Source organism: Aminobacter sp. GW821-FHT11F06, from assembly GCF_058808215.1.
Map to the genome: position 1 here is coordinate 197,285 of NZ_JBXARL010000010.1, position 18,114 is coordinate 215,398.

18 protein-coding genes and 1 tRNA gene are annotated in these 18,114 nt (G+C 62.0%); 12 read left to right on the forward strand and 7 right to left on the reverse strand.

Annotated elements, in window-relative coordinates:
- Positions 1 to 27: 27 nt before the first annotated feature.
- The 4 genes from serS (at position 28) to AC1RTB_RS22740 (ending at position 4,198) form a co-directional block, all read left to right on the forward strand.
- Complete coding sequence (gene serS / locus AC1RTB_RS22725; RefSeq protein WP_492881124.1) at positions 28 to 1,332, forward strand: serine--tRNA ligase; 1,305 nt, start codon at positions 28 to 30, stop codon at positions 1,330 to 1,332.
- Between the two features lies 1 nt (position 1,333).
- Positions 1,334 to 2,092: a 5'/3'-nucleotidase SurE gene (gene surE, locus AC1RTB_RS22730; RefSeq protein WP_492881125.1), complete on the forward strand. Its 759-nt coding sequence runs from the start codon at positions 1,334 to 1,336 to the stop codon at positions 2,090 to 2,092.
- A complete protein-coding gene (locus AC1RTB_RS22735) occupies positions 2,089 to 2,742 on the forward strand; it encodes a protein-L-isoaspartate(D-aspartate) O-methyltransferase (RefSeq protein ID WP_492881126.1) in 654 nt (217 codons plus the stop codon). Before surE ends, AC1RTB_RS22735 begins: the two co-directional genes overlap by 4 nt.
- A 181-nt stretch (positions 2,743 to 2,923) precedes the next feature.
- Complete coding sequence (locus tag AC1RTB_RS22740) at positions 2,924 to 4,198, forward strand: peptidoglycan DD-metalloendopeptidase family protein (RefSeq protein WP_492881127.1); 1,275 nt, start codon at positions 2,924 to 2,926, stop codon at positions 4,196 to 4,198.
- Between the two features lie 80 nt (positions 4,199 to 4,278).
- Here AC1RTB_RS22740 and AC1RTB_RS22745 read toward each other — a convergent pair whose 3' ends face one another.
- Positions 4,279 to 5,151, reverse strand: coding sequence for an ATP-binding protein (locus AC1RTB_RS22745; RefSeq protein WP_492881128.1), 873 nt, complete (start codon positions 5,149 to 5,151; stop codon positions 4,279 to 4,281).
- A 182-nt stretch (positions 5,152 to 5,333) separates the two neighbouring features.
- On the opposite strand from AC1RTB_RS22745, the gene yajC reads away from it, so the two are divergent.
- The 4 genes from yajC (at position 5,334) to AC1RTB_RS22765 (ending at position 9,617) form a co-directional block, all read left to right on the forward strand.
- Entirely contained in the window at positions 5,334 to 5,672 is a 339-nt protein-coding gene (yajC, locus tag AC1RTB_RS22750; RefSeq protein ID WP_492881129.1) for a preprotein translocase subunit YajC, read from the forward strand.
- A 152-nt stretch (positions 5,673 to 5,824) separates the two neighbouring features.
- Positions 5,825 to 8,392 (forward strand): protein translocase subunit SecDF, encoded by a 2,568-nt coding sequence (gene secDF / locus AC1RTB_RS22755; protein WP_492881130.1) that lies wholly within the window; start codon positions 5,825 to 5,827, stop codon positions 8,390 to 8,392.
- A 5-nt stretch (positions 8,393 to 8,397) separates the two neighbouring features.
- Positions 8,398 to 8,784 carry an Mth938-like domain-containing protein gene (locus AC1RTB_RS22760; protein WP_492881131.1) on the forward strand — a complete coding sequence of 129 codons (387 nt, stop codon included), beginning with the start codon at positions 8,398 to 8,400 and terminating at the stop codon, positions 8,782 to 8,784.
- 35 nt (positions 8,785 to 8,819) lie between these two features.
- On the forward strand, positions 8,820 to 9,617 hold the full coding sequence (locus tag AC1RTB_RS22765; RefSeq protein WP_492881132.1) for a phytoene/squalene synthase family protein: 798 nt from the start codon (positions 8,820 to 8,822) through the stop codon (positions 9,615 to 9,617).
- Between the two features lie 4 nt (positions 9,618 to 9,621).
- Here AC1RTB_RS22765 and AC1RTB_RS22770 read toward each other — a convergent pair whose 3' ends face one another.
- Together AC1RTB_RS22770 and trmFO are read right to left on the reverse strand one after the other, a co-directional pair.
- Positions 9,622 to 10,143, reverse strand: a complete 522-nt coding sequence (locus AC1RTB_RS22770) for a GNAT family N-acetyltransferase (protein ID WP_492881133.1) — start codon at positions 10,141 to 10,143, stop codon at positions 9,622 to 9,624.
- Positions 10,144 to 10,158: 15 nt separating this feature from the next.
- On the reverse strand, positions 10,159 to 11,568 hold the full coding sequence (gene trmFO / locus AC1RTB_RS22775) for a methylenetetrahydrofolate--tRNA-(uracil(54)-C(5))-methyltransferase (FADH(2)-oxidizing) TrmFO (RefSeq protein WP_492881134.1): 1,410 nt from the start codon (positions 11,566 to 11,568) through the stop codon (positions 10,159 to 10,161).
- A 105-nt stretch (positions 11,569 to 11,673) separates the two neighbouring features.
- On the opposite strand from trmFO, the gene AC1RTB_RS22780 reads away from it, so the two are divergent.
- Positions 11,674 to 12,279, forward strand: a complete 606-nt coding sequence (locus tag AC1RTB_RS22780) for a hypothetical protein (RefSeq protein ID WP_492881135.1) — start codon at positions 11,674 to 11,676, stop codon at positions 12,277 to 12,279.
- 309 nt (positions 12,280 to 12,588) lie between these two features.
- Here AC1RTB_RS22780 and AC1RTB_RS22785 read toward each other — a convergent pair whose 3' ends face one another.
- Together AC1RTB_RS22785 and AC1RTB_RS22790 are read right to left on the reverse strand one after the other, a co-directional pair.
- On the reverse strand, positions 12,589 to 12,729 hold the full coding sequence (locus AC1RTB_RS22785) for a DUF1127 domain-containing protein (RefSeq protein ID WP_018427695.1): 141 nt from the start codon (positions 12,727 to 12,729) through the stop codon (positions 12,589 to 12,591).
- A 51-nt stretch (positions 12,730 to 12,780) separates the two neighbouring features.
- Entirely contained in the window at positions 12,781 to 12,921 is a 141-nt protein-coding gene (locus AC1RTB_RS22790) for a DUF1127 domain-containing protein (protein WP_018427696.1), read from the reverse strand.
- A gap of 223 nt (positions 12,922 to 13,144) precedes the next feature.
- Here AC1RTB_RS22790 and AC1RTB_RS22795 point away from each other — a divergent pair, with 223 nt between their 5' ends.
- A complete protein-coding gene (locus tag AC1RTB_RS22795) occupies positions 13,145 to 14,248 on the forward strand; it encodes a DUF2157 domain-containing protein (RefSeq protein ID WP_492881136.1) in 1,104 nt (367 codons plus the stop codon).
- Entirely contained in the window at positions 14,245 to 14,853 is a 609-nt protein-coding gene (locus AC1RTB_RS22800) for a GDYXXLXY domain-containing protein (RefSeq protein WP_492881137.1), read from the forward strand. The genes AC1RTB_RS22795 and AC1RTB_RS22800 overlap by 4 nt, the downstream gene beginning before the upstream one ends.
- Positions 14,854 to 14,884: 31 nt before the next feature.
- On the opposite strand, the gene AC1RTB_RS22805 is transcribed toward AC1RTB_RS22800, so the two are convergent.
- Together AC1RTB_RS22805 and AC1RTB_RS22810 are read right to left on the reverse strand one after the other, a co-directional pair.
- The gene (locus tag AC1RTB_RS22805; RefSeq protein ID WP_492881138.1) at positions 14,885 to 16,090 is read right to left on the reverse strand and encodes a glycosyltransferase family 4 protein; all 1,206 of its coding nucleotides are present in this window, start codon (positions 16,088 to 16,090) and stop codon (positions 14,885 to 14,887) included.
- A gap of 90 nt (positions 16,091 to 16,180) precedes the next feature.
- Positions 16,181 to 16,265: transfer RNA gene (locus tag AC1RTB_RS22810), tRNA-Leu, on the reverse strand.
- A 340-nt stretch (positions 16,266 to 16,605) separates the two neighbouring features.
- Between AC1RTB_RS22810 and tig the strand changes: the two genes are divergently transcribed.
- On the forward strand, positions 16,606 to 18,075 hold the full coding sequence (tig, locus tag AC1RTB_RS22815) for a trigger factor (RefSeq protein ID WP_492881180.1): 1,470 nt from the start codon (positions 16,606 to 16,608) through the stop codon (positions 18,073 to 18,075).
- The last annotated feature ends 39 nt before the right edge of the window (positions 18,076 to 18,114 follow it).

An 18,114-nucleotide genomic window follows, 5' to 3' on the forward strand; every position in this document is an offset into this window, starting at 1 on the left:
GACAACCGCGACGACCGGAATTTTTAAATGCTTGATATCAAATGGATTCGCGAGAACCCCGGAGCGCTTGCCGACGCACTTGGCAAGCGCGGGCAGTCGGCCGAGCTGGCGCGAGCCACCGTTGACGACCTGATCGCCAAGGATGAGGCGCGTCGCGCCCATGTCTCGAAGCTGCAGGAAGCTCAAGAGCGCCGCAACGCTGCCTCCAAGGAAATCGGCAATGCGATGCGCTCGGGTGATTCCGCGCTCGCCGAGAAGCTCAAGACCGAAGTCGCCGAGATCAAGGGCTTCATCCAGGATGGCGAAGGCCGCGAGCGCGAGCTCGACAAGGCGCTCGACGCAGCCCTGGCCGTGATCCCCAACGTGCCTTTGGAAGACGTTCCGGTCGGCAAGGATGAAAACGACAATGTCGTGCTGCGCAAGGTCGGCAAGGTTCCGACGCGCCCGAACTGGGTGAAGGAGCATTTCGAGATCGGCGAAGCGCTCGGCCTGATGGATTTCGAGCGTGCCGCCAAGCTTTCCGGTTCGCGCTTCACCGTGCTCAAGGGGCAGCTTGCCCGCCTCGAGCGCGCGCTTGGCCAGTTCATGCTCGACCTGCACACCACCGAGCACGGCTACACCGAAGTGCAGCCGCCGCTTCTGGTGCGCGACGAGGTGCTTTTTGGCACCAACCAGCTGCCGAAATTCGAAGAAGACCTGTTCTTCGTGCCGCACGGCGACGGCCGGTTGGGGCTGATCCCCACCGCCGAGGTGCCGCTGACCAATCTGGTGCGCGAGGAAATCCTGGCGAACGAGCAGTTGCCGCTGCGAATGACCGCACTTACCGCGTGCTTCCGTTCTGAAGCCGGATCGTCGGGCCGCGACACGCGCGGCATGTTGCGCCAGCACCAGTTCTACAAGGTCGAGCTGGTTTCGATCGTCGATGCAGAAAGCGCGCTCGCCGAGCATGACCGCATGACCGAATGCGCGGAGGCCGTGCTGAAGAAGCTCGATCTGCCATTCCGCACCATGGTGCTGTGCACCGGCGACATGGGCTTTGGCGCGCGCAAGACGCATGACATCGAGGTCTGGCTGCCGGGTCAGAACACCTATCGCGAAATCTCGTCCTGCTCGGTCTGCGGCGATTTCCAGGCCCGTCGCATGGATGCGCGCTATCGTCCGAAGGAAGAGAAGGGCACGCGCTTCGTCCATACGCTCAACGGTTCGGGCGTGGCTGTCGGCCGCGCGTTGATCGCGGTGCTCGAAAACTACCAGAACGAGGATGGCAGCGTAACGATTCCTGAAGTCCTGCGTCCTTACATGGGTGGTCTCTCCAAGATCGAAATGAAGTGACATGCGTATTCTGCTGACCAACGACGACGGCATCCATGCTGAAGGCCTTGCCTGCCTGGAGCGGATCGCCAACCAGCTGTCTGACGATGTCTGGGTGGTGGCGCCGGAGACCGACCAGTCGGGCTACGCGCATTCGCTGTCGATCTCCGAGCCGCTTCGGCTGCGCAAGATCAGCGACAAGCATTATGCGGTGAACGGCACGCCGACCGATTGCGTCATCATGGGCGCGCGCAAGATCCTGCCGGAACCGCCGGACCTGATCCTGTCGGGCATCAATTCGGGTCTGAATGTCGCCGACGACGTGACCTATTCGGGCACCGTGGCTGGTGCCATGGAAGGGGCGCTGATCGGCATTCGTTCGATCGCGCTTAGCCAGGCCTACATCTACGAGAACGAAGAGCGCATCGTGCCTTATGAAACGGCCGAAGCGCTGGCGCCGGCACTGCTGCGCAAGCTGATTGCCACCGAACTGCCGATCGGCGTGCTGCTCAACGTCAACTTCCCGAATTGCCCGCCCGAAGAGGTGACGGGGCCGGTCGTGGCAAGCCAGGCCAAGCTCGCCTACGGCATCTGGGTCGAGGAGCGCCGCGACGGCCGCAGCCTGCCTTATTACTGGCTGCGTTTCGGCCGCGACGAGCCGGTAGTGAAGCCGGGTACCGACCTTCATGCGGTGCGCAACAAGCAGATTTCCGTCACCCCGCTCAAGCTCGACATGACGGCGCATGAACTGCGCGATCAATTGGCCAAGGCAATTGCATGAACATGATACCGGACGACCGTGAGGGCTTCGCCGCCTTTCTTCTTCGCCTGCGTGGGCGCGGCATCGTTCCGAAAAATCTCATTGCCGCTTTCGAGGCGACGCCGAGACGCGACTTCATCCCCGGCCAATTCCATCCCATCGCCTGGTCGGATCGCATGCTGCCGATCGAATGCGGTGAGGCGATCGAAGGTGCCGATCTCCAGGCCGCCGTCATTGCCGCGCTCAACATCGAACAAGGCAACCGTGTGCTCGAAGTCGGAACCGGCTCGGGCTACACGGCGGCGGTCATGGCTCGCCTCGCCGGTCGTGTCGTCACGATAGACCGCTTCAAGACACTGACCGAACAGGCGCGCCAGCGCTTCGAGGTGCTTGGCATGAGCAACGCGCTGGTCCGTCAGGGTGACGGATCCAACGGCTTGCCGGGCGAAGGGCCGTTCGACCGCATCGTGGTATGGGCCGCATTCGACAGCTACCCGCGCATGTTCGTCGATCAACTGTCGAGCGGCGGCACGATGATCGCGCCCATCGGCCCCGAAGAGGGCGAACAGGTGCTGTGCAAGCTCACCAAGATCGGCAGCCGCTTTGAACGCGAAGATCTGGGTGTCGTCCGCCTCCAGGCGCTGGCCCGCGGCGTCGCTGCCGTTCTCTAGACATATCCCCTACAGATTGAGCGCGAACCGGGCCTTTGCCCGGGCTTGGCTGCGTCTTGCCGCGGCTGGGGAAGCATTTGATTTATTTGATCCTCTTAACCGACCAGTAACATTAACGCGCTTTAATCAAGCCTAGTTGGTATCGGGTAAAGCGCGGGTCAGTGCGATGCGTTTCAGTATTATGAAGTCGAATAAACGCTCTCTGGCGCGCGGTGGCGCCGTGCTGCTGGTTGCCGGCATGGCGGCAGGGTGCAGTTCGGGAGTGTCGCGATTCGGCGGCGGTGGCGTCGACGACCTCTTTACGGCATCGACGCCCAACCAGCAGTCGATCATCAACAATCAGCAGCAGCCGCAGCCTTATCCGGGCGATCCCCAGATGGCGGCAGCGCCGGTTGCCCCCAGCAGTTCGGGTTCGGTCAGCCGCGGCAGCCTCCAGCCGGTGTCGTCGCAGCCTCTGCCCGCACCTGTTGCCCAGGCCTCCACGCTCGCCCCGGCTCCTGTTCGCACAGCCCAGGCTCCGGCACCCGCAGTCGATCATGCCGCGACCGGTACGCTGACCCAGCCGCAGACGGCGCAGGCGGAACAAAATACGCTCAAGCTGCCGACCAAGAAGCCGTTGCCGGCCAATCCGCCGCTGTCTACCGACAAGGTGGCGGTGCTGCCACAGCAGCCCAAGACCAAGGAAAGCGCTGTCGCGCAGCTCGACTCTTCGGCTGACAAGAATGCCAAGCCGGTTGGTGCCGGTGGCGGCTATAAGGTCGCGGAGGGTGACACGCTCAATCGCATCGCCCAAAAGCTCGGCGTCACGACCGCAGCACTCAAGCAGGCCAATGGTCTGCAGGACGGCCGCATCCGTATCGGTCAAACGCTGAAGGTGCCTGGCGCGACCACGGCCGTTGCCGCGGCGAAGCCCGCCGCCATCGATCCGGTGGTCACAAGCACGCCGGCTCCTGCCAAGCCGGCCGTTGCCGCGGCGAAGCCCGCAGCGGAAGCGCCTGCGGTTGCTTCCTATACGCCGCCGAAGAAAGACAAGCTGGTCGAGCAGGCCGAAGAATCGGCGGCACCGGCACCAAATGCCACCGGCATCGACCGCATGCGCTGGCCAGTGCGTGGCCGGGTCGTTGCCAACTACGGCAAGGGCGGCGGCAAGTCGAATGACGGCATCGACATCTCGGTGCCGGAAGGCACGCCCGTCAAGGCCGCCGAGAACGGCGTTGTCATCTATGCCGGCGACGGGCTCAAGGAATTCGGCAACACCGTGCTGGTGCGCCACGAGAACGGTCTCGTCACCGTCTATGGTCACGCCAGCGAGTTGAAGGTTCAGCGCGGCCAGAAGGTCAAGCGGGGCGAGGAGATCGCACTGTCTGGCATGAGCGGCAGCACAGACGCGCCGAAGCTGCACTTCGAAGTGCGCAAGAATTCCACGCCTGTCGATCCGGGCGGCTATCTCGAATGATTTCGCGGGTCGTCTGACCTCCATCAGACCCGCCAGTTCCGCCCGTCCCGAATCAGGGGCGGGCGTTTTCGTTTGGGGCTTCAGTCTTTAAGTTGTTTGCCGAGGCGGCCGGCCAAATCCTGGATGAACTGCCAGGCGACGCGGCCCGAGCGGCCGCCGCGCGTCGTCGCCCATTCCAGTGCTTCGGCGCGCAGCGATTCTGGATCGCTGTCGAGGCCGTGGTAGCTGGCATAGCCGTTGACCATGTCGAGATACTCGTCCTGCGAGCATTTGTGGAAGCCGAGCCACAGGCCGAAGCGGTCCGACAGGGAAACCTTTTCCTCGACGGCCTCGGACGGGTTGATTGCTGTCGAGCGCTCATTGTCTATCATGTCGCGCGGCAGCAGGTGCCGGCGGTTCGAGGTCGCGTAGAAGATGACATTGCCCGGCCGGCCCTCGACGCCACCTTCGAGCGCTGCCTTGAGCGACTTGTAGGACGTGTCGTCATGGTCGAACGACAGGTCGTCGCAAAACAGGATGAAGCGATAAGGCGCTGCCTTGAGCAGGTTCATCAGCTTGGGCAGCGTGTCGATGTCCTCGCGATGGATCTCGATCAGCTTGAGGGGGGCTGCACTTTTGCCCGAAGCGTTGATGGTGGCGTGTGCTGCCTTGACCAGCGACGATTTGCCCATGCCGCGCGCGCCCCACAAAAGCACGTTGTTGGCGGGCAAGCCGGCGGCGAAGCGCTCGGTGTTGTCGACAAGGATGTCACGGACACGGTCAACGCCCTTGATCAGGCCGATGTCGACGCGGTTGACCCGGTGGACGGGCTCGAGATAGCCGGGATCCGCCGCCCAGACGTAGCAGTTGGCGGTGTCGAGATCGGTTTCAGGAGCAGGCACGGGAGCCAGCCTGGCTACCGCGGCTATAAGTCGTTCGAGTTTGTCGTTGAGTGCTTCGAACGTCTTTTCCATGGCTATTCCCATCGGTCTCTACATTTCAAATGACGCGCGATGCTGTAACACGCTCAAACAACGCGGAAAAGCGCCGTAACTGGCCGGATGCGCAGTTGCATTGGCGGCTTTAGCGACTATATTCCGCGCACATTTCCGGGGGACCGATGTGCGGTATCCCGATACTTTCTCAGGAGACATTCATGTTCGTCACGCCGGCATACGCACAGGCCACCGGGGCTACGCCCGACGTTCTCATCAGCATTCTGCCGTTTGTGCTGATCTTCGTGATCATGTATTTTCTTATCATTCGCCCGCAGCGCACCCAGCTGAAGAAGCGTGGCGAGATGCTTTCGGCGATCCGCCGCGGCGATACGGTTGTCACCGGTGGCGGCTTCGTCGGCAAGGTGAGCAAGGTCATCGACGACAACGAACTCGAGGTTGATCTGGGCAACGGCCTCAAGGTGACGGCGCTGCGTGCGACCATCTCCGACGTTCGGGTCAAGGGCGAGCCGATCGCCAACCAGAACGCCAAGAAATAACCTTAGAGTACCGTGCGTCCGAAAGGACGCACAAAGTTCGCTCTAAGTATTTGTATAAAGTATCGGCTTTCCGAAAATTGATTTCGATTTTCGGGCCGATGCTGTAGTCGAGGCGAGACGCACCGCTTTCACGCCTTAACGGACGAGGCCAAATGCTCTATTTTTCGCGCTGGAAGACAATCTCGATCTGGGCCGTCGTGCTCCTCGGGGTGCTCTTCACCATCCCGAACATGCTGACCAAGTCTCAGCTCGATTCCCTTCCGGGATGGTTTCCCAAGCGCGCGCTGACACTTGGCCTCGACCTTCAAGGCGGCTCGCACATTCTGCTGTCCATCGACAAGCAGGGGCTGGTCGACGAGCGTCTGCAGGCGACCCGCGACGACATCCGCACCATGCTGCGCGACGCCAAGGTCGGCTACACCGGCCTGACTGGAACGGGCAAGACGATCCAGGTCCGCATCACCGATCTGAACGAAGTGGAAGCGGCGAAAAAGGCACTGGCCACGCTCATCGCGCCGATTTCGTCGGGCATGTTCGGCACAGGCTCGGTGAGCGAGCTTGCGCTTGAGGAGCCTGAGCCTGGCCTTTTGCGCTACACGTTGACTGATTCCGGCATCGATTATCGCGTCAACAACGCCGTCACCCAGTCGATCGAAGTCATCGGCCGCCGCGTCAATGAACTCGGCACCACCGAGCCGATCATCCAGCGTGCGGGTGCCGACCGCATCCTCGTTCAGGTTCCGGGTCTCCAGGACCCGACCCGTCTCAAGGAAATCCTCGGCAAGACCGCCAAGCTGACCTTCCAGATGGTCGACCAGTCGATGTCGCCGCAGGAGGCCATGCAGGGTCGTCCGCCCGCGGGCTCGACTGTGATGTATTCGCAGGACGATCCGCCCGTTCCCTATCTGATTGAAAACCGCGTCATCGTGTCGGGCGAAAACCTCACCGATGCGCAGGCGACTTTCGACCAGCGTACCAATGAGGCGGTCGTTTCCTTCCGCTTCGACGGCAAGGGCGCATCGCGCTTCGGCCAGGCCACCCAGCAGAATGTCGGCAAGCTGTTTGCCATCATCCTCGACAACCAGGTGATCTCGGCGCCGCGCATCAACGAGCCGATCCTTGGCGGTTCGGGCCAGATTTCCGGCAACTTCACTGCTCAGAGCGCCAACGATCTGGCTGTGCTGCTGCGCGCCGGCGCGCTGCCGGCCGATCTGACCATTGTCGAGGAGCGCACTGTCGGCCCAAGCCTTGGCGCCGACTCGATCGCGGCGGGCAAATTCGCCTCGGTGATCGCAGGTATCCTGGTCGTCGGCTTCATGCTGGTTGCCTATGGCACGCTCGGCATCATCGCCAATATCGCCCTTGCCGCCAACGTGGCGCTGATCATCGCCATCCTCTCCATCCTGGGCGCGACGCTGACGATGCCCGGCATCGCCGGTATCGTCTTGACCGTCGGCATGGCGGTCGACTCCAACGTCATCATCTACGAACGCGTGCGTGAGGAGCGACAGCTCGGCCGATCGCTCGTGCAATCGCTTGATTCAGGCTTTTCGCGCGCGCTGGCGACAATCGTCGACGCCAACTTCACCACATTCATCGCAGCGATCATCCTGTTTTATCTCGGCTCGGGTCCGGTGCGCGGTTTCGCCGTCACTCTTGCCATCGGTATCGTGACGACGGTGTTCACCGCCTTTACGCTGACCCGTTGGCTGGTTTCGATCTGGCTGCGCCGCGCCAAGCCCAAGGAACTGCCCAAGGGCTTCATTCGTTTCGTGCCGGACAACACGAAATATTCCTTCATGGGGCTGCGCCGCTACGCCTTTGCGCTGTCGGCTGCCGCGTCGCTTGCGGCGATGGTGTTGTTCTTCACCATCGACATGAATTACGGCATCGACTTCAAGGGCGGCACCAGCCTGGAAGTGCAGGCCAAGAGCGGCGATGCCAGCTCGTCCGACGTGCGGGCACGGCTGAGCGAGCTCAACATCGGTGACGTCCAGGTCCAGGAATTCGGCGCCGCAAGCACCTTGCTGATCCGGGTCGAGGGCCAGAAGGCCGGCGACAATGCCGAGCAGAGCGTGGTCGAGAAGGTGCGGGGCGAACTCGCCAACGACTACGACTTCCGCCGTGTTGAATCGGTAGGCCCGACGGTGTCGAGCGAGCTCGCCTTGTACGGCGCACTGGGCGTGATGGCCGCGATGCTGGCGATGCTGGTCTACATCTGGTTCCGCTTCGAGTGGCAGTTCGGCCTTGGTGCCATTCTCGCCACCATCCACGACGTGACCATGATGGTCGGCCTTTATGTCATCACCGGCATCGAGTTCAACCTGACCAGTATCGCGGCGATCCTGACCATCGTCGGCTATTCGATCAACGATACCGTCGTGGTCTACGACCGTGTCCGAGAAAATCTGCGCAAGTACAAGAAGATGCCGATCGAGCAGTTGCTCGACCTGTCGATGAACCAGACGCTGTCGCGTACGGTCCTGACCGGTCTGACCACGCTGCTGGCCCTGGTTTCGCTCTACCTCTTCGGTGGCGAGGTCATCCGGTCCTTCACGCTTGCCATGATCTTCGGCATCGTGGTCGGCACCTACTCGTCGATCTTCGTCGCCGGCCCGCTGCTTATCTTGTTCCGGCTGCGGCCGTCAGGCATCGATGCCGACGACAAGGGCAAGGACAAGCCGGCGGTGCCGGCTAGCGCTCACCCGACCAAGTCGTAACTGAAATGGCAGGGCTGATCATCCGAGAAGCGCATTTCCCCGGGCGGGCGCCCGTCGACGCTTATGGCGACGGCGGCTTCCGCTTCGCGGACATGTCGCATCGCGGTTCGATCCTGTGCCTGCCGTCCGGCATCTATGGCTGGCAGCCGGCCGACCCATTGGCGCTGCAGCCGTCGGATTTCGAAAAGCTCTTCGCCGAGGCGGGGCAGGTGGAAATCCTGCTCGTTGGCATGGGCAAGGAATTGCGGCGCTTGCCCGAGACGCTCAGGGCGGCACTCAAGGCTGCCAAGATCTCTGCCGATCCGATGTCGACCGGGGCTGCGGTGCGTACCTACAACGTGCTGCTTGCTGAGGAGCGCGCGGTGGCTGCCGCTTTCATTGCTGTCGACTGACCGTGGACGAGGCGAACCGCGCAGCAAAGGCCTTGATGGAAGCGGTGCGTACCGCCGACCGCGACCGCTATCTCGCGGCACTTTATGCACCCGAAGACAAGCGTCAGGCACTTCTCGCGCTTTATGCCTTCAACGCCGAGATATCAGCTATCCGCGACCGCGTCAGCGAGCCGATGCCCGGCGAGATCAGGCTGCAATGGTGGCGCGATGTCATTGCCACTGGCGATCGGAACGCGGGCGCGGGGCATCCGGTCGCAACCGCATTGATGGCGGCGACCGAGACCTATCGCCTGCCAATCGCTGCCTTCGACAACTATCTCGAAGCCCGCATCTTCGACCTTTACGACGACCCGATGCCCTCGCGCACCGATCTGGAAGGCTATTGCGGCGAAACCGCTTCAGCGCTGATCCAGCTTGCAGCATTTGTGCTCGATGCCGACGAGGCCCCGAAACACGCGGAGCTGTCCGGTCATGCCGGCTGTGCGCAGGCGATCACAGGATTGCTGCGGCTGCTGCCGATCCACCGCGTGCGCGGCCAATGTTATGTGCCAAGGGATATCCTTGCCGCAGCCGGGACGACGCCGGAGGAGTTCGTGGCAAACGCCACCGCCCAGTCGTCGCGGCATGCCGTTCAGGCTATGGCCGCGCTGGCGCGCGAACATCTCCGCGCCTTCCAACGTGGCGCCAAGGAATTGCCTGACACACTGCGGCCGGCTTTCCTGCCGCTGTCGCTGACGCCGACCTATCTCGACCGGCTGGAGCGCGGCAAGGACGGCATGTCTTTTCTGCGCAAACATCTGCTGATGTTGAAAACCGCTTCACGCGGCTGGTAGCTGTTCAAACCACTGCGACGTGTTCGTCACGCTTGGTGAAGAAAAAGAAGCGGTCGAGGCCACGGGAATTGACGTAGGAGCGGACGTCGCGGTGCAGGCGTCGGGCAACGCTGGCCGAGGCCACATTGTCCGGCGCGACGATCGAGCCGATTTCCATTTCTTCCGTCGCCTCAAAACCGTATGCCATCGCGGCACGCGCGGCTTCGAGTGCTATGCCGCGGCCGCGCCAGGCCGGTGCGACATGGTAGCCGATTTCGAGGACGCGAGCACCGGCCACATCCTGCCAGGTCGGACCGCAATCGCCGATCAACGCGCCGCTTGCCTTGTCGATGATCGCCCACAGCCCGAATCCATCCCGCTGATAGCGGTCACGGTTCCTGTCGATCCACTCGACGGCGGCGGCTTCGGTCGTCATCTCTGGATAGAAGCGGCGGGCATAGTCGTCAGCGAAGATCGCCAGGATCTCCGCTGAATCGTCCGGCTGCATCTCCCGCAAGATCAGGCGCGTGGTCTCGGGAGGAAGCATTTTTTTCGCCCTGTTCTATTCCGCCGCTTGTGCTGCTTCGGCAATGCCGAGCCAGGCGCGGCAATCGACCAGCGCGCGCGCCGTCATCGCCTTTTTCTTGGCGACGGTCTTTTCCTTGCCGCGCAGGCGTTTGCCTTCGACCTTGGGCGCTTCCATCACCGGGAATAGGCCGAAATTGACATTCATCGGCTGGAACGAGCGTTTGCCCGGCTCATCGTCGGAAACGATGTGGCCGCCGGTGATGTGGTTCAGCAAGGCGCCGAAAGCGGTGGTCACAGGTGGCTGGCTCACAGGCTGGCCAAGGCGCTCGGCGGCGGCGAAGCGCCCAGCAAGCAGGCCGATGGCGGCACTTTCGACATAACCCTCGCAGCCGGTGATCTGGCCGGCGAAACGCAGGCCAGGCCGCGACTTGAGCTGAAGCGTCGGGTCAAGCAGTGTCGGTGAATTGAGATATGTGTTGCGGTGCAGGCCGCCGAGGCGGGCGAACTCGGCATTCTCCAGGCCCGGAATCATGCGGAGCACATTGACCTGCTCGCCATGCTTCAGCTTGGTCTGGAAACCGACCATGTTGTAGAGCGTGCCCAGCGCATTGTCCTGACGCAGCTGGACGACGGCATAGGCCTTCACTGTTGGATTGTGGGCATTGGTCAGGCCCATCGGTTTCATCGGGCCGTGACGCAAGGTCTCGCGTCCGCGTTCCGCCATCACCTCGATCGGCAGGCAGCCGTCGAAATAGGGCGTGCCTTCCCATTCCTTGAACTCGGTCTTTTGGCCATCGAGCAGCGCCTGGACAAAGGCGTCATACTGCTCCTTGTCCATCGGGCAGTTGATGTAGTCCTTGCCGGTGCCGCCGGGGCCGACCTTGTCGTAGCGCGACTGGAACCAGCAGACATTCAGGTCGACGCTATCGAAATGGATGATCGGCGCGATCGCGTCGAAGAAGGCAAGCGCGTCGGCGCCGGTATTGGCAGCGATCGCTTCGGCGAGCGAGGGTGCGGTCAGCGGTCCGGTGGCGATGATCGCCTGGTCCCAGTCGGCGGGCGGCAGGCCGGTCACTTCCTCGCGAACGATTGATATCAGCGGATGGGCCTCGAGCCGAGCGGTGACGGCGTTGGAAAAACCATCACGGTCGACAGCAAGCGCGCCGCCGGCGGGAACCTGGTTGGCGTCGCCCGCGCTCATGATCAGCGAGCCGGCAAGGCGCATTTCGGCATGCAGCAGGCCGACGGCGTTGGTTTCAGCGTCGTCAGAGCGGAAAGAATTGGAGCAGACCAGCTCGGCCAGGCCGTCGGTCTTGTGCGCGTCGGTGCCTCGGACGCCACGCATTTCATGCAGGATCACCGGCACGCCGGCCGAGGCCACCTGCCATGCTGCTTCTGATCCGGCGAGGCCGCCGCCGATGATGTGAATAGGTTTTGTGTTCATCGCGCCGGAATAATCCCTTGGCAGCGGGAATGCAACGATTGCGGCTGTTTGTCCGGGTGCGAGAGGGGGTTGCGAGCGGCGTGTGACAACATCTAAGATACCGAAATGGTTAGACATTCAATCTATCGGTTGGTTATTGCAGGCATAACTACCTTCTCAAGCTTCGATGGTCTCGCGCATGCTGCGCCGAGCGCAGCAGCGACCAAGCGCATCGACATCTGCCATGGTTATAGCTGTGCGTTCCGATCGCGCCTCGACCTCGGGCCGAATGACGCCAGGCGATTTGCATCGATTTTCGCTTCCGGCAAGGCTTCGCCGCAGGCCGAACGGGCAGCAATCGCCAAGGCGGTCAGCTATTTCGAAACGCGCGAGCAGCAGGTCACCGGTGTTCGCGACCAGCCGAAGTCGGAGTTCGGGGCCTCGAAGGTCAGGGGCCAGATGGATTGCGTCGACGAATCGACCAACACCAACGCCCTGCTTCGCTATCTCGATGGCCGTGGCCTGCTCAAATACCACAAGGTCGAGGCGAAAACCTCGCGCGGGTTCCTGCTCGATGGACGTTATCCGCACTGGACGGCGGTGATCCGCGCGCCTGACGGCGTCAAATGGGTCGTCGATTCCTGGTACGCCCCGATGGGCGGTACCCCCGACATCATCCCGCTCAGCGAATGGAAGGTGCGCGGCGTGATGGAAAGCGGCGCGTTGAACTAACGACAAGTTGAGCCGGGCCCAAAACGACAACACCCGCCGGGGGAGGACCGGCGGGTGTCGTTTTGGTGGTCAGCTTCAGGGAGGAGGAGGAAGCTGACCTATTCGCCATTGCCGGGGAGGAGGTCGGCGCTGGCAAAATTCCTTTCGCCAATCAAAGAGGGCGAAACTCTTTCGGGGTCTTCGGGGTAACGACACCCGCCAGGGGAGGAGGTCTGGCGGGTGTGTTAAGGTGGTCAGCTTATCGGGAGGAAAAAGCTGACCTGATCCGTCATTGTCGGGGAGGAGGTCGACGCTGACGGAATTCTCGAATTAGATTGCGCGGCGGGCGATCGACTGGATCTCGCCACGATTGATGCCGAGATCGGCAAGCTGGCGGTTCGACAGACGGCCAAGCTCGTTCACCGTCTCGCGATAAGCGCGCCAGTTACGGTAAGTGCGGAGCAAGTTCATTTTAGTTCTCTTTTCGGTTCGGACAGGTGGGTCCAGCGGACCCGGTTTCGATTAGATGGCTTTACGTGCGACGAAGTGGATGTCGCTGCGGGTGATGCCAAGGTCGGTCAGTTCACGGTTCGACAGGCGGCTCAGCTCGGAGACAGTCTCGCGGTAGCGGCGCCAGTTGCGGTAATTGCGGATCAGGTTCATCTTCGTTTCCCTTCGTCTTCTTTTCTCTTCTGTGTACGGGGCGTAGATAGGATGCCCTTGCCTAAAATTGAAGCGCTATGCTCGCATGGCAGCAATGCGTTTTGTGCATTGCAGCATTAATGGGCATTAAGCCTTCGGTCATAATTGTGACCGAATCTGAAATTCGCCATAATGACAACGGCTTGGGCCAGAGATTGGCGGCTGTGGCAGAGGGAAGCGACTTATGGCGAGCTATGCCACCAAGGTGAAGAATGACATTGCGCGTTGGGTCGACGGCGGGCTGCTCGACCGGGCGACGGGTGACGTGCTTGTGCGCGATGTCGAAGCCAACGAACGCAACGGTCTCAACTTCGGTTCGATCCTGGCGATCATGGCGGCTTTGCTGTTTGCCGCCGCGATCCTCATTCTCGTCGCCGCCAATTGGGAGGCGATCCCGCGCGTGGCGCGTGTCGGCGCTTTGTTTGCGATCATCTTTGCCGGTTATGTCGGCGGCGCGGTGCTCAAGGAGCGCGGCCATGGCGGTTTCGCCGAAGCACTTTGGCTGATCGCGGCTGCGGCCTTTGGCGGTTCGATCGCGCTGATCGGCCAGATGTATCATTTCTCCGGCGACGAGGCCGCGGCCGTCGTCACCTGGTGCATTGGCACGGCGATTGCGGCTGCCGCGCTACGCTCCAATGCCTTGACTGTGGCGGCTGTCGGCATCGCCGACGCCTGGCTGGTGCTCAAGGGCTTCGATATCTTCCGCCGCGAGCAATTGCCGCATTTCTTCGTCGTGTTCATGGCTGTGTTCTGGGTGCTGTCGTTGTGGACGCAAAGCCGCGCCGCACGGCACCTCATTGTGCTCTCGCTGATCTTCTATGCGGTGCTGCTCGGCATCCACTACAACACGCTTGAGGTGGCATTGGCGCTCTCGCTGGTGTCCGCAGCCCTGCTGGCCGTTGCCGCACTGGCGCCCGCACTGTCCGACCGCCTCGTCCAGCTTGGCGGCCGGCTGCCGCTGCATGCCCTGATCGGCTTCCTGACCGGCATGGCCATGGTGCAACTCGACCGGTTCGAGGAGCAGGGCTTCGTCATTGCCGCAGCGGTGGCACTGGCGGTCATTGCGGCAGCAATCATCTTCCTTGGACGCGAGAGCCGCGCCTTGCGCTGGATCGCCTATCTCGGCTTCGCCTTTGAACTGGCGATTGTTTACCTCGTCACTGTTGGCTCGATGCTCGGCACCGCCGGCTTCTTCTTCGCAGCTGCAATAATTCTCGCCGGCCTCGCCTATACGATCATCCGCATCGAACGGCGGATGAAACCCCAGCCGACCCAAGGAGCAGCATGATGCCTCGCTACAAGCTCGTCATCGCTGCCGTGGTGCTCGCACTGGCGCAAATCGGTTTCCTCGGCTGGATGATTGCTGGCCGGGCAGCAATCCTGCGCCACGGCAAGGAAGTGTTGCTCAAGGTCGAACCGGTCGACCCGCGCGATCTGCTGCGTGGTGACTATGTCCGGCTGGGCTATGACATCTCGCGTATTCCTGTCGAGGTGATCGGCAATTTGCCGAAGGACGAAATGACGACGGTGGAAGGGCCGATCGTCGTGCGCTTGAAAAGGGGCGCCGATGGCTACTGGCGCGAAAGCTCTGCCTGGCTTGGGGCAGCCGCCGCGCCCGCCGCAGACGATGAGGTCGATCTTCTCGGCCATGTCTCCAATGGCTGGAACCTGACGCCAGGATCAACGATCAGCGTCGACTACGGCATCGAACGGTTCTACGTGCCCGAAGGTGAGGGGCTTGCGATCGAGGAGGAGATGCGCAAACGCAACTCCGGTGCGGAGCCCGAGTTACGCAGCTTCGGCATCAAGGTTGCGGTCGGCAGCGACGGCAGCGGCCAGATCAAGGCGTTGATGGACGGCGACACGATGCTGTTTGCGGAGCCGCTTTACTAAAGCGGCCCACAGGAACGACGATCCCCATCCCTTAAAGGAGGCTTGCCCTCACCGCCGCCTCTATTGCGGCCGGGCCGAACCTCTGGGCAGCCGTTTCGCGGGCGCGGCGCTGGCGAGCTTCAAACCCAGCTGGGTCCGTACACAGCGCTGCGGCGCTTGCGGCCAACTCCTCGTCCGATTCGGCAAAATCGATGTCGACGCCGTCGACCAGATCGAGGCCCTCGGCGGCAAGCCGGGTGGCAACCACCGGCAGGCCCCATGCCATCGCCTCCAGAATCTTCAGGCGCGTGCCGCCGCCCGTCGTCAGCGGCACGATGGTCAGGTGGGCGCGGCGGTAAAGTTCCGATAGGTCGTCCGGATTGGCGATCAGTTCGACGTCTGGCAATGCGGCGAGATCGTTCAGCGCGCGGTTGGGGTTGCGCCCGGCAATGATCAGCTTCGCGCCGCCCAGTGTGGCTTGCAGCCTGGGCAGGATCCGCGTTGCCAGCCGGCGCGCCGCCTCGATGTTCGGGGCGTAGTTGAGATGGCCGATGAACAGCAGGGTCGGGTGGCCATCGGCCATCGCAGGCTGGCCGACAAGCATTTCCGGGATGAGCTCGAAGCGGGGAATGCCATTCGGGATGACATCCGCGATGGTGCGACCGCCGGATAGGCCGCGCAGTCTTTCGCGATCCTGTTGCGAACAGACCCAGACCTTGTCGACAATGCGAAGCGACGTCAGTTCCATCTCACGCATGCGCCTGACGTGGCGTGTTTTCTTGGAGAACAGCCCAGCCAGCCAGCTCGTTTTCGGCATCATTTGCCGCGCAAGGTCGGATTCGATGTTGTGCATGTCGAGCACGAGCGTTTGCGCCATCGGGCGCAGGTGCTCGATCAGGGCATAAAGCGGAATGCCTTCGACAACGATGGTGTCCGGCTTGAAATCATGTGCAGCGGCGAGCAGGCGGGCAAGCGCCACTTGCGGGATGCGCGTGTCGATCGGGGTCTGGCGCTTGGCAAGGCGAGGGGACGTTGCGGCCTCAGCGGCGTTGGCCAGAACAAGCGTCCTTATTCTGCTGTCGTCGAGATTCGCAGGTGAAGGCGGTTGGTTGACCGAGGCAACCAGCACATCGCCCAACCCGGCAAGCGCCTGGGCATTTTGCCAGTTGCGCAAGTCGCCGCCCGAAACGGGAGGCCATGCGGCATCGGCGGCGACAAGCAAGGTACGCCGCGAAGCTGCTTGGCTGTCTGCATTCATGGTCGTGGCTACTGTGATGAGATTTGTGGCTTCGTGCACGGCTGGATCACGCTCGATATGAGGTTTCAAGGTCCGCCGGGCAGAGCGTTTTGGTGCGGATGATAGGAGTCGAACCTACACGCCTCTCGGCACTGGAACCTAAATCCAGGGCGTCTACCAGTTCCGCCACATCCGCATGGTTCGCCAATCCCATGCCGCCATCATTCTGTCAATCTCACAGCTGAAGCCAGCTCGCCTGGGAGAAACGGCGAAGATAGTTGAAAATTGGCCTCGCCTGTGACAAAAGGCCTGTCGAATGAGATAGGACGCAAGTACCCGTCGCTGCAGGATGCGATAAGAAGTCTAAATAACAACAGCTTATCGAAATCCTCGGGTGACGGCGGAGCAAACGACCGCAAGTGGCGGATCCGGATACCGATTTGCGAACTTGAAGCCACCCCCGGCAAACGAATTCCGGCAGGCTGAACGGCAGGACGCCGTCTACCCGCGCCATACGTGAAAACAAAGGTTTGATGATGCAGGTCACCGAAACGCTCAACTCCGGCCTCAAGCGCGAGATCAAGGTCTCGGTTCCTGCCGGCGATATGGAAGCCCGACTCGTCAAGCGGCTTTCGGATGCCAAGAACAAGGTCCGCATCAATGGCTTCCGCCCGGGCAAGGTGCCGATGCAGCACCTGCGCAAGGTCTATGGCAAGTCGTTCATGGCCGAAGTCGTCAACGAAATCCTGACCGATTCCGCCCGCACGATCATTTCCGAGCGTGGCGAAAAGGCTGCGATGCAGCCTGACGTGACGATGACGGAAGACGAAAAAGAAGCCGAGAAGATCCTCGCCGGCGGTTCCGATTTCGAGTTCTCGCTGAGCTACGAAGTCATCCCGGCGATCGAGATCAAGGATTTCACCGACATCAAGGTGTCGCGTCCGGTCTATGACGTTCCCGAAAGCGAAATCGACGAGCAGGTCAACCGCGTTGCCGAATCGGCGCGTTCCTACGAGCCCAAGACCGGCAAGGCCGCTGAAGGCGACCGCGTCACCATCGACTATGTCGGCAAGATCGACGGCGTCGCCTTTGATGGCGGCACGGGCGGCGACCAGCCGCTGGTGCTCGGCTCGAAGGAATTCATTCCCGGCTTCGAAGAGCAGTTGATTGGCACCAAGGCCGGCGACGAGAAGCTCGTCACCGTCACCTTCCCCGAAAACTACCAGGCTGCCCATCTGGCCGGCAAGGAAGCGACCTTCGACGTCACCGTCAAGGAAATCGCTGCCCCCGGCAAGCTCGAGGTCAATGACGAGACCGCCAAGAACCTCGGCCTTGAGTCGCTCGAGAAGCTGCGCGACATCGTTCGTGGCCAGATCGAGAACCAGTTCGGCGCCATGACGCGCCAGAAGGTCAAGCGCCAGCTGCTTGACCAGCTCGACGGTTCCTACAAGTTCGAGGCGCCCTCGAAGCTCGTCGAAGCCGAGTTCAACAACATCTGGAGCCAGGTCACCCGTGATCTGGAAATCGCCGGCCGTAGCTTCGCCGACGAAGAGACGACGGAAGAAGAGGCCCGCGCCGAATACCAGCGCCTGGCTGAGCGCCGCGTGCGCCTCGGTCTGGTTCTCGCCGAGATCGGCGAGAAGGCCGGCGTGACGGTTTCCGACGAAGAGCTGCAGCGCGGCTTGTTCGACACGGTTCGCCGTTACCCCGGCAACCAGCAGCAGGAAGTGTTCGACTTCTACCGCAACAACCCGTCCGCGCTGGTCAATCTGCGCGCGCCGCTGTTCGAAGAAAAGGTCGTCGATCACCTGCTGTCGCAGATCACCGTCACCGACAAGAAGGTGAGCAAGGAAGAGCTGCTCGCCGACGACGAGGACGAGGCTTCCGACAAGCCGGCCAAGAAGGCTTCCGCCAAGAAGGCCGACAAGGCTGAGAATGCCGAGGGCGAAGAGCCCAAGAAGAAGGCCGCTCCGAAGAAGAAGGCCAAGGAAGCCGACGCCGAATAAGGCGACGCTCCTGACATGAAACGAAAAGGCCGCTGGTTG

What these genes read in the sequence shown, in the direction of transcription:
- serS (WP_492881124.1), top strand. Translation starts at nt 28, where the DNA reads ATGCTTGATATCAAATGGATTCGCGAGAACCCCGGAGCGCTTGCCGAC.
- surE (WP_492881125.1), top strand. Translation starts at nt 1,334, where the DNA reads ATGCGTATTCTGCTGACCAACGACGACGGCATCCATGCTGAAGGCCTT.
- AC1RTB_RS22735 (WP_492881126.1), top strand. Translation starts at nt 2,089, where the DNA reads ATGAACATGATACCGGACGACCGTGAGGGCTTCGCCGCCTTTCTTCTT.
- AC1RTB_RS22740 (WP_492881127.1), top strand. Translation starts at nt 2,924, where the DNA reads ATGAAGTCGAATAAACGCTCTCTGGCGCGCGGTGGCGCCGTGCTGCTG.
- AC1RTB_RS22745 (WP_492881128.1), bottom strand. Translation starts at nt 5,151, where the DNA reads ATGGAAAAGACGTTCGAAGCACTCAACGACAAACTCGAACGACTTATA.
- yajC (WP_492881129.1), top strand. Translation starts at nt 5,334, where the DNA reads ATGTTCGTCACGCCGGCATACGCACAGGCCACCGGGGCTACGCCCGAC.
- secDF (WP_492881130.1), top strand. Translation starts at nt 5,825, where the DNA reads ATGCTCTATTTTTCGCGCTGGAAGACAATCTCGATCTGGGCCGTCGTG.
- AC1RTB_RS22760 (WP_492881131.1), top strand. Translation starts at nt 8,398, where the DNA reads ATGGCAGGGCTGATCATCCGAGAAGCGCATTTCCCCGGGCGGGCGCCC.
- AC1RTB_RS22765 (WP_492881132.1), top strand. Translation starts at nt 8,820, where the DNA reads ATGGAAGCGGTGCGTACCGCCGACCGCGACCGCTATCTCGCGGCACTT.
- AC1RTB_RS22770 (WP_492881133.1), bottom strand. Translation starts at nt 10,143, where the DNA reads ATGCTTCCTCCCGAGACCACGCGCCTGATCTTGCGGGAGATGCAGCCG.
- trmFO (WP_492881134.1), bottom strand. Translation starts at nt 11,568, where the DNA reads ATGAACACAAAACCTATTCACATCATCGGCGGCGGCCTCGCCGGATCA.
- AC1RTB_RS22780 (WP_492881135.1), top strand. Translation starts at nt 11,674, where the DNA reads ATGGTTAGACATTCAATCTATCGGTTGGTTATTGCAGGCATAACTACC.
- AC1RTB_RS22785 (WP_018427695.1), bottom strand. Translation starts at nt 12,729, where the DNA reads ATGAACTTGCTCCGCACTTACCGTAACTGGCGCGCTTATCGCGAGACG.
- AC1RTB_RS22790 (WP_018427696.1), bottom strand. Translation starts at nt 12,921, where the DNA reads ATGAACCTGATCCGCAATTACCGCAACTGGCGCCGCTACCGCGAGACT.
- AC1RTB_RS22795 (WP_492881136.1), top strand. Translation starts at nt 13,145, where the DNA reads ATGGCGAGCTATGCCACCAAGGTGAAGAATGACATTGCGCGTTGGGTC.
- AC1RTB_RS22800 (WP_492881137.1), top strand. Translation starts at nt 14,245, where the DNA reads ATGATGCCTCGCTACAAGCTCGTCATCGCTGCCGTGGTGCTCGCACTG.
- AC1RTB_RS22805 (WP_492881138.1), bottom strand. Translation starts at nt 16,090, where the DNA reads ATGAATGCAGACAGCCAAGCAGCTTCGCGGCGTACCTTGCTTGTCGCC.
- tig (WP_492881180.1), top strand. Translation starts at nt 16,606, where the DNA reads ATGCAGGTCACCGAAACGCTCAACTCCGGCCTCAAGCGCGAGATCAAG.